General features: G+C 76.8%; 7 protein-coding genes. 2 read left to right on the forward strand and 5 right to left on the reverse strand.

Annotated elements, in window-relative coordinates; all coding sequences use genetic code 11:
• Positions 1-15: 15 nt before the first annotated feature.
• Genes ACFYOB_RS02300 through ACFYOB_RS02320 form a run of 5 tightly spaced genes read right to left on the reverse strand, consistent with a single transcriptional unit; the run spans position 16 to position 12,514 of the window.
• The gene (locus tag ACFYOB_RS02300) at positions 16-1,860 is read right to left on the reverse strand and encodes a hypothetical protein (protein ID WP_388554012.1); all 1,845 of its coding nucleotides are present in this window, start codon (positions 1,858-1,860) and stop codon (positions 16-18) included.
• A complete protein-coding gene (locus ACFYOB_RS02305; RefSeq protein WP_388553292.1) occupies positions 1,851-5,483 on the reverse strand; it encodes a DUF5682 family protein in 3,633 nt (1,210 codons plus the stop codon). The genes ACFYOB_RS02300 and ACFYOB_RS02305 overlap by 10 nt, the downstream gene beginning before the upstream one ends.
• Entirely contained in the window at positions 5,480-6,622 is a 1,143-nt protein-coding gene (locus ACFYOB_RS02310; protein WP_388553294.1) for an AAA family ATPase, read from the reverse strand. Before ACFYOB_RS02310 ends, ACFYOB_RS02305 begins: the two co-directional genes overlap by 4 nt.
• A gap of 37 nt (positions 6,623-6,659) precedes the next feature.
• Positions 6,660-11,597, reverse strand: a complete 4,938-nt coding sequence (locus tag ACFYOB_RS02315; protein WP_388554015.1) for a DNA-binding protein — start codon at positions 11,595-11,597, stop codon at positions 6,660-6,662.
• Between the two features lie 50 nt (positions 11,598-11,647).
• Positions 11,648-12,514 carry a DUF4132 domain-containing protein gene (locus tag ACFYOB_RS02320; RefSeq protein ID WP_388553297.1) on the reverse strand — a complete coding sequence of 289 codons (867 nt, stop codon included), beginning with the start codon at positions 12,512-12,514 and terminating at the stop codon, positions 11,648-11,650.
• Between the two features lie 198 nt (positions 12,515-12,712).
• Between ACFYOB_RS02320 and ACFYOB_RS02325 the strand changes: the two genes are divergently transcribed.
• Together ACFYOB_RS02325 and ACFYOB_RS02330 are read left to right on the forward strand one after the other, a co-directional pair.
• On the forward strand, positions 12,713-13,441 hold the full coding sequence (locus ACFYOB_RS02325) for a DUF1524 domain-containing protein (RefSeq protein WP_388553299.1): 729 nt from the start codon (positions 12,713-12,715) through the stop codon (positions 13,439-13,441).
• Positions 13,438-13,719 (forward strand): hypothetical protein, encoded by a 282-nt coding sequence (locus ACFYOB_RS02330; RefSeq protein WP_388553301.1) that lies wholly within the window; start codon positions 13,438-13,440, stop codon positions 13,717-13,719. The genes ACFYOB_RS02325 and ACFYOB_RS02330 overlap by 4 nt, the downstream gene beginning before the upstream one ends.
• The last annotated feature ends 27 nt before the right edge of the window (positions 13,720-13,746 follow it).

Consider the following 13,746-nt stretch of genomic DNA (forward strand, 5'->3'; position numbering starts at 1 on the left):
CGAAGCCGGAGCCCGTCAGGTCCAGGACGCGGAGACCAGGGAGCGCTCCGCCGCGGCCAGATAGGCGGCGGCCGCCAGCCAGGCGCGGGCGTAGGCCTCGGCCGAGGAGTCGGCGAGCCGGCCGAACACGTCGCGTGGGCGGCGGTCCGCCTCGGCGGCGAGGGCGGTGGCCAGCTCCGCCGCCGCGGTGAGCCCGGCCCGGCGCAGCGGACCGTACGCGGCGAGGGGTTCGGTGCCCCGCGCTGCCTCGGCCACGGCGCGGCGGCCGCCCGCGACCCCGGTCTCCAGGAGGCGGCGCACGCGCCACAGCGGGGAGTCGGTCAGGGGGTCCGGTCCGATGGGAGCCGGCTCCGGGGCCGGGCAGGCGGTCCGCGGCGGGAAGTGGCCGCCCTGGAGCCGGTCGTAGCCGAGGTCCGCGCGGCCCAGCCATTCCTCGGGCAGCCGCAGCGTGTGCTCGGCGCCGGGCACCGGGCCGACGGCGAGGGGCCGCAGGGTCGCGGCCCGGTCCAGGTCGGGGCGGCCCAGGATCCGCAAGTACAGGCCGGGATACGAGGCGAGGCGGCGCAGGTTCTCCGTGTGCGGCAGTTCCGGGTGGGGGTGGGCGGGCCGCAGCCGGATCAGCGGTCCGCCGGGACGTACCTCGCGGACGAGTAGGTCTTCGCCCGCCGCGCCGACGACCGTGACGTCGCAGCCGAGCAGGGCGGGCTCGGCCACGTCCGCTTCGGCCAGCGCGCGGGCGACCGCCTCGGCCGCCGGCCGGACGAAGAGCGCCGCGGCGGGCCCTTCGCTCCAAGGCGTTCCGCGCAGCGGGGTCGCCTGGACCCCGCGTCCGGCGCCGAGCCTGCCCTCGGGGGAGACGGTCGCGCCGGTGATGCGCAGGCCGCCGCGGGCCAGCCCTGCGTGGTCGAGGGCGGCGCCGCCGAGGGCGACGGAGGCCGAACCCGCGCCGCGGGCCCGGGCCAGGCCGCCCGGGCGCACGTCGGAGATCGAGTAACCGGCGCCGTCGGGGGCAAGCAGGTGGGTGACCACTCCCCCGTACCCGGTGGCGGACAGGACGGGCTCCCGGCACAGGCCGTACACCTGGAGGCTGCCACCCGGCGCGTAGGCGCGGCGGGAGGTGCCGGTCAGGGCGGGGGCGGCGGATCCGGCGGCGAGCAGGGCGGCGGTGCGCAGGAGTTCGCGGAAGGCCGCGGTGAGGTCGCCGAGCCGCTGGGCGGCCCGGCGTTCCCGGGCGGCGCGCAAGCCGCGTACGACGCGCAGGGCGGCCGCCTCGGCGCGCGGCAGCCCCGCGAGGCGGGCGGTGTGCGCGGCGCGCAGCAGCTCGGCCTGGACGACGGCTCCCCCGGCGGTGACGCCGGCTGCGAGGGCCTCGGCGGCGGCCTGCCAGAGGGCGGCCGCCGCGTGCAGTTGCGCGTCGGGGAGCGTGGCCTCGGGCCGGGGCTCGGGCTCGCCCTCGGGCACGGAGACGGACACGGACGCGGCAGCGGGCTCGGATGTCGCCGTCGACCCCTCCGGTTCGGGCGGCGGCGGGACGGCGTCCGCCGACGGTTGTACGTCCGCCAGCGGGGCGGCGCCCAGGGCGGCTGCCCGGTGGAGGCAGCGCGGGGCCAGCAGGCAGGTGCACACGGCCTGTTCGGCGAGGGTGACCGCGCCCGTGGGACCGGGGCGCAGCGTGACCACGGCGTCCTCCCCGAAGCCGAGGACGACCCCGCCGTCCGCCGTCCGCTCGGCGAGGGCGGCGCAGCCCTCGGTGGCGGCGTCCAGCTTCTTGCGCAGCCGGGCGCTGAGCTGCTCCACGGCCTCGGCGAGCACCTCGGGTGCGACGGGCGGCAGTTGGGTGTCGGTGCTGGTCAACGGGATTCTCCACGGAGGCGGTCGCCGACCCAGCGGGCGAGGGCGAGCGGACTGAGGGCGGCCACCGGCATGCCGGCCGCGACGAGTTGCCGGGCGACCGGGACCGAGTACCGGGGCGTACCGGTGTCGTCGAGCGCGGCGCAGCCCAGCAGTTGGGCGCCGGAGGCGGCGAGCGCGCGGACCTCTCCGAGGAGCCCGCCGATCGGGGCGCCCTCCTCGAAGTCGCTGACCACGACGACGAGGGTGCGGCTCGGAACGGTGATCAGCGAGCGGGCGTGCGCGAGTCCGGCGGCGATGTGCGTGCCACCGCCGACACGGACCTCCAGCAGGAGCGACAGCGGGTCCTCGACCCTGTCGGTGAGGTCCACGACCTGGGTGGAGAAGGCGAGGAAGTGGGTGGAAAGGGTCGGTACGCCGCCCAGTACGGCCGCGGTGAGCGCCGACCAGATGACCGACGCCTCCATCGAGCCGGAGACGTCGACGACGAGGATGAGCCGCCAGTCGGTCTCGCGGTTCGCCCGGGTGCTGAAGACCGGCCGTTCCGGGACCACGACCACGCTTCCGTCGGGCCGCCGCCGGGTGTGCGCGAGGTTGGCGCGCAGGGTGCGGGCCAGGTCGAGCCTGCCGCCGGGGCGGCGGGTGGGGCGCGGGGTGGCGAGGCCGGAGAGGGTCGGGCGCAGCCGGGTGGCCAGCTCCTTGGCGAGTTCGTCGACCAGGCGCCTGACCAGGGGGCGCAGCCGGGCCAGTTGGGCTTCGGGCAGCCCGCCGGCGAGAGACAGGACGGAGCTGAGCAGTTCCACGGAGGGGCGTACGGTCGCCGGGTCGAGCTGGGCCAGTACGTCGGTGCGGCCCGCTCCGGCCGCTTCGCCCAGCACCTCCTCCCGTACGTCGGCGCCGAACAGCGCCTCCAGCTCCTGCGACCACTCGCGGGCGGTGGGGAACGAGGCCTCCTGGCCGCCCCCGCCACCGGGGCCGCCTTCGATGCCGGAGGCGCCTTCGCCGCGGCCGGCGCCGTACAGCTCGTCGAGGGCGTGGGCGTAGCGGCGGGCGCCCGCGGAGAGCCGGTCGCGTTCGCGGCCGAGCAGCAGCCGCCAGCGGTCGGCGGGGGTGAGCCGCAGGCCGGTGGGGGCGGGTGCGCGCGAGGCGTCGACAGCTTCGGCGGCTCCGACAGCTTCGAGGGCGACGGCGGCGTCGGCGGCCGTGGCGGTCTGCGGCACCGGGAGCGGCGGCGCGTCCGCGGCGGGCAGCGGGAGTTCCCCCAGAGCGGCGAGTCCGGCGGCGTCGGCGGCGGCCCACAGGGCGAGCAGCGCGGGCGGCGCGTCGAGCGCGAGGTCGATCCGGTCGCCGAGCCGCTCGGCCACCGTGTCCAGCAGCCGGTCGCGGGCGGCGGGGGAAAGGGCGTCGAAGCCGCCGCGCAGGGCGGGCAGGCGGTCGAGGAAGAGGCGGTCGGTGAGGTGCTCGACGCGGTCGAGGAGCGGGGCGAGGGCGGCCGGGGAGGACTGGAGCAGTGGTCCGGCGGCCGTGAGGAGTCCCGCGAGGCGGCGGGTCAGGGCGCGGCGGCCGTCGGCGGTGGCGGCGCCGTCGATCCAGCCGGCGGCGCGGTCGCCGAGCCGGGCGGCCGGATCGAGGTCGAGGAGGACCCGTACGGCCATGGCCGCACCCTGGATCAGCGGGGACGCGGAGGCGGCGAGTGCGGCGAGGGCCGCGTCGGTGCGCAGCCCGAGGTGGTGCGCGGCGGCGCGGTCGGCGAGGGCCACGAGCGCGGCCGCGTCGGCGGCGTCGTCGCTTCCGGCGAGGCCGGGCAGGGACCGGACCGCCGCTTCGAGCAGGTCGCCGCCGAGCGCGGCGGCGACGGTACGGGACTCCGCGCGGGTGCCGGGCAGATGGCCGCGTCGGAGGGACTCCAGGAGGTCGAGGGCGTCGAGGAGTTCGGGCAGGGCCGCGGTCTGCGGCAGGACGGTGGCCGCCTCCTGGAGCCGTACGTCGACCAGCTCGGGCAGGTCGCACCGCGCGGCGGCGGCCAGTCCGGCGAGGATCTGCGCCGGGGTCGGCCCGCCGTCGGCGGCGGCGCGGCGCGCCGTGTCACGCAGGGTTCCGGCGGCCGCCTGGGCCGCGGTGACGCCGCGGACTCCGGCGAGATCGAGGCGGGCCGGGACGGAAGGCGTCCAGGACAGCCGCCACTTGGTACCGAGGGCGGACCCGTCGCCGGTGGCGGCGACCGTGAGGGGTTCGCCGTAGGAGGCGCCGCAGACCAGGAGCCGCTGGAGGAGGACCTCGCGGCGGCCGTCGAGGGCGGAGCGCAGCGGGTCGAGGCGGACCTCACGGGGGGCCGGATCGTCCGGTGCGGGCAGCCGCAGCCGTGCCAGCTCGGCCTCGACGGAGGGGCCGAGGCCGGAGCGGGGCGCGTGCGGGGTGATCCGCCCGCGGGCGGTGCCGACGAGTACCGCCTCCAGCGCGCGGGCCAGCGCCCGGCCGCGGCCGAGGGGTTCGCCCTGGCCGAGGACGGTGGTGACGGCCTCCAGGAGCTCCCCGCGCCCGGGCGCGGGGAGTCCGCGCAGGGCGGCCAGGTCGCAGGCGAGCCGCAGGGTCTCGGCGGCCTCGCCCGTCCCGGCGGTGTGCCCGGCGCGGCGCAGTTCCCGGCAGAGCCCGGTGACGGCGACGGAGGCCGCGTCCCGCAGGCGCCCGGGGTCGCCTGCGGCCTCCAGAACGGCCTGCTGCCAGAGGGGATCCCGGATTCCGGCGGGATATCCGGAGCGGGAGTCGAGCAGGTCGAAGGAGTACGGCACGAACGAGGTGACGGCCGGGTCCGCGCACGCGTCGGCGCCGGTCCCGGTCTCGCCGGAGCGGGGACGGGGCACGGTGCCGGGGCCCAGGAGGGCCGGGGCGTGGAAGGCGCCGATCACCGCCGCCACCCGGTGGCCCGCGGCGGTGGCGGAACCGATGACGTCCCGCATGTGGGCCTCGCGGGCCAGGTCCGTCTCCGGTACGGCAGGCGCGTCCTGGCGCAGGGCCCATCCGACGCCGAGGGCCGCCCGCCGGACGGCCTCCGGGGAGCAGCCGGGTGCCAGGACCTCGACGGCGCGGTCCCACAGGTCGTCACCGTCCCGGCCCGTCCCGGCGGCGGTGAGGCCGTCACCGAAGGTACGGCCGGACCCCGCGGCCGGACCCGCGGGCGGGGTCGCGGCCGGGCCCGTCGCCGGGCCCGCGGGCGGGGTCGCGGCCGGGCCCGGGAGCAGGGCCGTGTCACGGCCCGGGGCGGCGTCCGGCGCGGTCCAGCCGCGGTCGGACAGCGGGAGGTCGCAGCAGACGACGGCCGCGCCGGACCCGCGGGCCCAGCGGATCGCGGCCAGTTCCGGGGAGAAGTCCGCGAAGGGGTAGAAGGCCAGGCGCCCGTCCCCGCCCGTGCCCGCGAGGGCGACCGGGGCGACCGTCTCCGGGTCCGCGAGGTGCTCCAGCCACGGCTGGAAGTCCGTCGGCAGTTCGACGCAGACCACGTCCGCGCCCGACGCGTCCAGCAGGGCGGGGACCATCGCGGCCAGCGCGGGGCTGTGGTGGCGTACCCCGATCAGGTACGGCTCGCCGGACGCGGCGAGGGCGTCCACCGCGGCCCGCGGATCGGTCTTCGTCACCGCAGGCTCCCGCGCAGGTCCCAGAGGCGGCGCCACATCGCCGAGCCGTCCTCGGCCCGGCGGCGCACCGGGCCGTCCCAGTACCCCAGCAGCCGCCCGTGGTCGGCCGGGTCGTCCTTGCGCACGACGCCCAGCAGGTGCCCCGGCAGCAGGTCCAGCACGTCCCCGCCCGGCAGGTACGCGGCCGAGACCCCCAGCGAGGCCGCCACCTGCACGGCTTCGGCGGTGGACATGACCGTACCGGGGCGCTCCACGTCCCAGCCCTCGGCGGAACGCCCGGAACGCAGGTCCCGGAAGACGGTGACGAGCGCGTCGAGCACCGCGTCGTCGACGGCGAAGGCGGCGCCGGCCCGCTTGACGGCGGCGACCGCCTGGCGGCGGATCAGCGTGGCCTCGGCGTCCGCGTCGGCGATCGGGGCGACGGTCTCGAAGTTGAAGCGCCGCTTGAGGGCGGCGGACATCTCGGAGACGCCGCGGTCGCGCAGGTTGGCGGTCGCGATGACCGTGAAGCCGGGCGCCGCGGAGACCACCGCGTCCTCGGTGGCGGTCAGTTCGGGCACGCTGACCCGCCGGTCGGACAGGATGGACACCAGCGCGTCCTGCACCTCGGGCAGGCAGCGGGTGATCTCCTCGACGCGGACCACCCGCCCCGTCCGCATCGCGGAGAGCACCGGCGAGTCGACGAGGGCTCCCGCGCTCGGCCCGCCGGCCAGCAGCAGCGCGTAGTTCCAGCCGTAGCGGAAGGCGTCCTCCGTGGTTCCGGCCGTTCCCTGCACCGTGAGGGCGCTGGTGCCGCAGACGGCGGCGGCCAGCAGCTCGCTGAGCATCGATTTGGCGGTGCCGGGCTCGCCGGTGAGCAGCAGCCCGCGTTCTCCGGCGAGGGTGACCACGCACCGCTCCACCAGGGCCCGTTCGCCGACGAACTTGGGGGCGATGGCGAGCTTGCCGCCGCCCTTGGGCAGGGTGAGCTCGCCGCCGTCGCTGCCGCAGACGAAGGTGACGACGGCGCGCGGGGTCAGCGCCCAGCCGGGCGGGCGGGGGCCGGGGTCCTGGGCGGCGAGGAAGGCGAGTTCGGCGGCGTACCGCTCCTCGGCGGGCAGCGCCTGCCGGGCGGGTACGGGCTGTTCGGTGACGGTCATACGGAGTCCTTGTTCTGGGGAAGTCGTGCGAGGGGTGTCAGCGGCGGCGGGCGCGGGTGCGCTTCACCTTGAGTTCCTCGAAGCGCGGTACGTCGCCTTCGCGGACCCGCTGCCAGGCCCGGCGGTAGAGCTCCGAGGCCGGTTCGGCGGGCAGCAGCATGCCCGGCAGGGGGTGGCCGTACATCGGGAGCTTCCACCGCTCCACGGGCAGCGCCGGGGATGCCATGTCCGCCCACCCACCGGGCAGGAACAGCGAGCGCCCGGCCCGGCTCCGGCCGGCCGACACCACGAGGTCGGTGGCGGCCAGCTCGGCGCGGGCGGCCTTGAGGCGGGCCGGCTTCCAGCCGGTCCAGCGGGCGGTGTTGCGGTCGGTGGGGTCGGGCATGGCGAGCAGCGCGAGGTACAGGGCGGCCGCGTCCGCGCCCAGCCCGTGCTCGGCGGCGACCTCGGCGACCAGGTCGGGGACCGACCGGCTCGGGTCCTGCGGCCACCACGTGCCGTCCTTGTCGACGTCGCCGGCCGCCGGGGCGCCCGGGTCGGCGAGCAGGGCGGCGAAGCGCGGGTCGTGCGCGGCTCGCAGCGCGGCCTCGACTCCCGAGATCCGCTGGTCGTCGCCGCGCAGCAGCGGCAGGTAGGGGTCGGAGCCGGTGGAGTCCAGCAGCGCCGGGCGCAGCGCGGGCTTGGGCTGCCCGTCGTGGGTGGCCATGACGACGGCGCCGTACCGCTCGTAGTCCTCGCCGGTCTCGGTGGGCGTGCCCGCCGCCTTCCGGAAGTCGGACAGGCTGGTGAAGTGCCCGACGCAGAGCAGCAGTCCGGGCGCGGCGAGCCGCTGCCGCACGGCGGTCAGGGCGGGCGGCAGGGCGGCGCGTACGGGATCACCCGCGGGCAGCCGGTGGGCCAGCCAGGCCGCCATGGCCATGGTCCCGGTCAGCACGGCCGAGTTGAAGGGCTCGGTGGCCGGCTGGACGGGCTCCGCGTGGTCGCCCCGCACCGTCCACTCCACGTCGGCGGAGAGCTCGCGCGACGCCGCCGGGTCGAGGACGGCGGGCAGGGCACGCTGGGCGGCCCAGCCGCCGCGCACGGCCCGTGTGGCCTCGGCGAGGAGCCAGTCGGGCACTCGCGTACGGCGGCCCACGCGCCGGTTCCACACCTCGGCCGCGGCGGCCGCGTCCGGTCCCTCGGTCCACAGCCGTGCCGGGTCGGCGGGCAGGAGCGCCGCGACCACGGCCCGCCGTACCCCGCCGTCGAGGCTCTTGAGCTCGTTGCGGGCGTGCGCGGCCTCGGTGGCCTTGACGCCGAGGGCGGTCCGCAGGTCGGCGGGCAGGAAGTTGCTCTCCCAGCTGTCGACGTGGGGCAGGCCGGCGATCACCAGCCGGGCCAGGGCGCCGGGGACTCCGGTGAGACGGGCGAACTCCTCGGCGGCCTCGGGAACGAACGGCGCGGGCCCGCGGCGGGCGGCCTCCTGGAGGAAGGCGGCCAGCCAGCCCGCGTCGCGCGACGGGTCACCGAGCGGAGCCTCGCCGCGCACGGAGTAGGGCCCGGGGACGGTGAAGCGGCCGGTGGGGTCGTGGAGCAGGGCGCCGAACTCATGCCCGTCGGGCACGGATTCGCTGTGCTCGGTCAGGGCGATGACGGCGCCGCCGCCGAGCGGGAGCACGCTGCGGTGGTAGAGGCTGCGTTCGATGCCGTCGGGGGTGCGCAGGTGGCGCTGGTCGAGGTGGAGCAGGACGCGGCGCCAGCGGTCGGCGGAGGCTCCGGCCGAGGCCAGGCCGAGGGCGTCGACCGCGCCGAGCAGGCCGAGGAGGGCCTCGCGCTGCTCGTCGGTGGCGCCGACGGCGACGGCCCGGTAGGCGACGGCGGCCGGCTGGTCGAGCAGCGGCGTCCACTGCAGGCTGGAGTACGGCAGCGCGGGCACGTCGAAGTGGAGCCGGCCGGGCACCTCGGCCGCGTCGGTCCGCGCGCGAGCGGCGGAGAGCTCGCGCAGGAGGCGGTGGGCGACATCGGAGTCCGCGCCGTTGCGGTAGTACGAGGTGCCCGTGAGTCCGCTCAGCGCCTCGTCGAGGATCCGGTCGGTGGGGCCCTGCACGGTCTCCTCGGCGGGGCCTGCCTCCGGGTGGAGCCGGGCGGCGACCGCGTCCAGGGACTTCTGCTGGGTGAGGGCGAAGCGCAGGACCTCGACGATGCCGCCGACCAGCCTGGGGGCGGTGACCCGGGGCAGGGCCGCACGCACCAGGTCGGGCAGGTCGGTGGCCTTGTCCGCCGCCGCGGCGGCCTTCAGGAGGGTGCCGATGGTCTCCCGGTCGGCCGTGCGCAGCGCGGCGGAGCCCTCCGGGTCGCGCGGGCGCAGGGCGTACCAGTGCGAGACCGGCGGGAGGTCCACGCTGCCGGTGGCGAAGGCCGCCTTGCGGTGGTCGCCCCGTGATTGGGCGGTGACCACGCCCTCCGGGTCGCTGATGCTCAGCTCGCGCCAGCGGTGCGACAGGGCGCGCGGACGGTCGTCGCCGGGGAAGGTGAGCGCGGCGATCGGGTAGTCGCCGCCTTCGGGCACGGTGACGGTGCGGCCCCCGGTGTCGGTCCCCTGCCAGCCGTGGCCGGGGATCTTGACGGCGCGCCAGCCGAGCAGGCCGTCGGCGGGCGCGCCGAGGACCGAGCCCTCGACTGTGGGCGCGGGCCGCAGCCAGCCGGAGTGGCCGGTGGCGACGTCGTCATCCGGGTGGGCGCGCAGCGCGTCGGAGAGGAATCCCGGCAGGGAGAACCGGCCCAGCGCGTTGCCGGCGGGGTCGTACTCACGCCATCCGCTTCCCGTGTTCTCGCCGGACCCGTCGCCTTCGGAGGACTGGTCGCGCCGTTGCCACACCCAGTACGAGGTGCCGTCGGACAGCACCGGCAGCTCGCTCGGCAGGGCGGTGTCCCCGCGGTGCAGGACGCCGCCGCCGGTGGTGCGGCCGCCGTCCGGGAGCGGCAGGGAGACGTGCTCGGTCCGCAGCGCCCAGTGGTTGCGGTCGGTGTCCACGGTGAAGACGGTGCCGGGCGAGGAGTGCCAGTAGCCCTCGGTCCGGTCGGCGCTCCACGCGGACCAGAAGACCAGCAGGTCGCCGTCGACGTAGTGGAATCCGTACCGGTAGTTGGACCCGGTGGGGACGCGCAGGTCGTGCGTGAGGACGGTGGTGTCGGCGTCGATGACGCGGACCTGGGTCTGGTTGGCGACGATCAGGTACGGCCAGGCCTCGACGACGGTCAGTCCCTGACGCCCCTGGCCGGGTGTCAGATCGGCGACCGCGCTCTCCCAGGCGGGCCAGACCAGCTCCTCGAAGAGACCGGTGCGCAGGGTGCGGGCGAGGGTCTCGCCGAGATCGGTGGCGGCCGCGGCGGTGACCTCTTCGGGAGCGAGTTCCAGGGCTTCGGCGGGCAGCCAGGTCAGCCGCTGGATGGCGTCGGGGACGCCGGGCAGGCCGGCCGCGGTGGAGGCGCGGGCGACCCCGCGCATCCACTCGGTCAGCAGCGGGCGGGTGCCGGGCGAGGCGGCGACGCGCCGGACGGCGGTGGTCCCGCCGGCGGCGTCGCCGAAGGCGTTCAGGGCACGGTGGAAGGCGGGGTGGAAGCGCGTGTCGGCGGCGACCGCGGCCAGGTCACGGCGCTGGTCGGCCATGGCCCAGTCGCGCAGGTTCAGCTGGTTGTGCTGGTACCGCTTGTCCTCGGGGTCCGGATCGGCGACCGGGACCTCCAGTGTGAGCAGCAGGTCGAGGAGGTCGGCGTCCTCGACGCCCACCCGCAGGCCCGCCTCCCGTCCGGGGCGGGCGAGTTCGGTGCGCAGCTGCGCCGCGCAGCGGGTGACGACGTCGAGCAGGGCGGGGGGTGTGGGGCGCGTGCCCCAGCCCGCGTGGCGGGCGGCGTGGAAGCGCTCCAGCCAGCCGGCGGTGCCGTCGGCGCACCGCTGCTCCGCGGGCAGGTCCTGCGATTCCAGCCCGGCGGTGGCGCCGGACTCCTGAAGGATGTCCAGCCACAGGCGGGTGAGTTCGACGCTGTCGCCGCCGCCGGGCGGGGTCAGGGTCAGGAGCGTGCCGCGTACGGAGGGAACGCGCCGGGCGAGCGCGACGAGCGCGCCGCGGTGGGCCTTCCACCAGCCGGTCGCGGCGCGCAGGGTGGCGGGCAGCGGCAGCAGTTCGGCGAGGTAGTCCTGCTCGGGCTCGGTCCCCGTAAGGCCGGCGGCGCGGGCCAGCCGGCGCAGCTCGGTGGCGGCCTGCGCGGAGGGCGGCAGCCCGCCCGCGGTGCGGCGCACGCACAGGCGGCGGAAGCGCTCGTGGGCCTCGGCGGGGCTGACGCGGACGGCCAGTTCCTTGCCGTAGCCGGTGAGCACCTTGACCGGCAGGGCGCCGGCCAGCGCGAATTCGAGGAAGACGGCGTCCAGGCGGTCCTCGTCGACGCTCAGCCCGTGCTGGGCCTCCGCGGTACGGGCGCGGCCGAACAGCTGGGCGGCGTACGTGGTGTTCTCGACGGCGAGGAAGATACGGGCGGCCTGCTCGTGGAAGACCGGCAGGAAGTGCGGGACGGCGGCGGCGAGCCGCCCGGCCAGCTCGTGGCAGGCGTCGAGGGCCGCCTTGGGCTTCGTCTTGGCCTGCCGGGCGATGCGGTCGAGTTCGGGCACGACGGCGAGGGCGTGGTGGCCGTCCTCGGGGTGGTGGACCAGGACCCATTCGGGGAAGCCGAGTGCCTGGCGGTGGCCGAGGCCGACGACGGGCGGCTCGCCCTCGTCGGGCACCAGGCCCAGGAAGCCGGCGGCGAGGTCCTCGGCCGGGCCCAGTTCGGCGGCGGCGAGCCGGACGACGACGCGGTCGTCGCCGAGGGCGGGGTGGCGGTAGGCACGCGCGGTCAGGTCGACGGCGGTGGGGCCCGCGCCCTCGGTGCCGTGCGGCAGTACCGCCCCGGCCTTGAGCAGCAGTTCGGCCTCGCTCACGGACACGCCGTCCTTCCCCATCGTGGTGCTGTCGGTGGTCATGGTGTTTTCGGTGCTGGTGTCGGTGGTGCTCACGCGTCCCCGCCCTCCTCGATCTTGCGCCCGGCGTACAGCGCCGCGGCCATCCGCATCCCCTCGGACCAGGCGACCGGTCCGACCTCGGCCAGGGGCACCGCCCGGCCGTCCTCGCCGTGCCAGGTCAGTGCGCCGGTGGTGGTCTCGTCGTCGTAGTAGGGCTCACCGATCCACACGGCGGCCTCCGTGCCCCGGCCGGTGTCGCGGACCTTGCAGGTGGCGTAGCCGCCGGAGACCCGGTAGCCGAGGCCGGTCGCCCGGGCGGCGAGGCCGAAGCGGGTGGGGAACACCCCGCCCGCGTAGTCGCGTACCTCGGTGGCGGTGGGCGCGAGCCCGGCGGGCTTGCGCCACGTGGCGCGGTGGATCTGCTCGACCCGCTGCACGATGCCCAGTTCGGCCGCGAAGTCCCGTACGTCCTCCAGGTCGGGCAGCAGCACCGGGTGCGGCAGGGTCACCGTGCGCGGGGACAGCCGTACGGTCTCGCCGTCGAGGTTGACCACCTTCAGCTCACCGGACTCGGTGGCGTCCCGCAGGAAGCCCACCTCGTCGGGGTCGTCGCCGACCACGGCCAGGTCGCGCAGGGCGCTCTGCCAGGCCTCGTCCGGCCACACGCGGGCGAGCAGTGCGGTAGGCACGGGCAGCGAGGACACCATCCAGGTGTCGACCTGGGCGACGCAGGCGGCCGCGTGCCGGTCGAGCCATTCGCCGAGCCTGCGCAGCCGGTCCACCTCGGGATGGTCCTTCAGTGCCTTGGGCAGGGTCTTCAGCTGCCGCCCCGCCGACCGGCCGGTGGTGGGCCGTGCCGCCACCCGCCCTTCCACCAGGGCGATCTCGTACCCCTCGCCTGCCGCCACCCATGCCATCAGCCCGCGTCCCTCCGCCTGTCCCGGCCATGTCCGCGCAGCCCTGACACGGGGGTCCAAGCCCCCTGAGCTGCGGTATGCCGGGAGACTAGCGAGCGGCACTGACAATGCCCGCCGGAGGGTGGGGGGTCGGTTCCATGTCCGGTTCTGGGTAGTGTTCAGAGGACATTGACGCGAGGTCGGTTCGGGGTGGGGCTCATGGTTCGTCAGATACGGGTGCCTGCCGCGGTCCTGCTGGCGTCGCTGCTGCTGACCGTGGCCGGCTGCTCCGGTTCGGCCCCGTCGGGGACTGGCCCGGACGCGAAGCCCTCCGCTCCACGCGTCACCCCCAAGGCCTCCGTGCCGGCCGACGGCAAGCCCGTCGGCGGGGACGTGCTGCCGGGCATGGTCACGACGGCGGTGGCCCGGACCCAGCTGGCCGCGCTGAAGGTGGCGCCTGCCGGGACCATGGCCGGGTACAGCCGCGACAAGTTCACGCACTGGGCGCAGCAGGGCGACAGGTGCGACACCCGTGAGGTGGTCCTCCAGCGGGACGGCACGGACGTGGCACGGGACTCCGAGTGCCGCGCCGTCTCCGGCACCTGGAAGAGCTTCTACGACGGGGTGGTCGTCACGGACGCGGCGAAGATGGACATCGACCACATGGTGCCGCTCGCCGAGGGCTGGCGCTCGGGCGCGGCCGGCTGGGACTCCGCCCGGCGCAAGGCCTTCGCCAACGACCTGACCCACCCCCAGCTGCTGGCCGTGACCGCGGCCTCGAACCGTTCAAAGGGCGACCAGAGCCCGGACCTGTGGCAGCCGCCGGACAAGGCCGCCTGGTGCCCGTACGGGCGGGCCTGGACCACCGTCAAATCCACCTACGCGCTGACCGTCACCGAACCGGAGAAGAAGATGCTCGCCACCATGCTGGACACCTGTACCTCATGACCGACGGACAGCAGTGGCAGGACCGGGTGCTCGCCGGGCCGGGCGGCGCGATGACCGACGAGGTCGGCGTCATCACCGGCCCGCTCACCCTGCGCACCACGGCGGCGCCCGGCGGCCTGGCCCGGTTCGACGTCCAGTACACCGACGCCGACGAGTGGTACACGCTCACCGGCAGCCCCCTCCCCCACCACGGCGCCCCCGCGGCCCTGCACGCCGCGGCCCTCACCGCGATCCGCGCGGGCCACGGTGCCCAGGCCCCGGGCACCGCCCCCGCCTGAGCGGCGGCGCGGCTCGGCGGCCGGGCG

Source organism: Streptomyces sp. NPDC006463 (genome assembly GCF_042870715.1).
GTDB lineage: Bacteria > Actinomycetota > Actinomycetes > Streptomycetales > Streptomycetaceae > Streptomyces.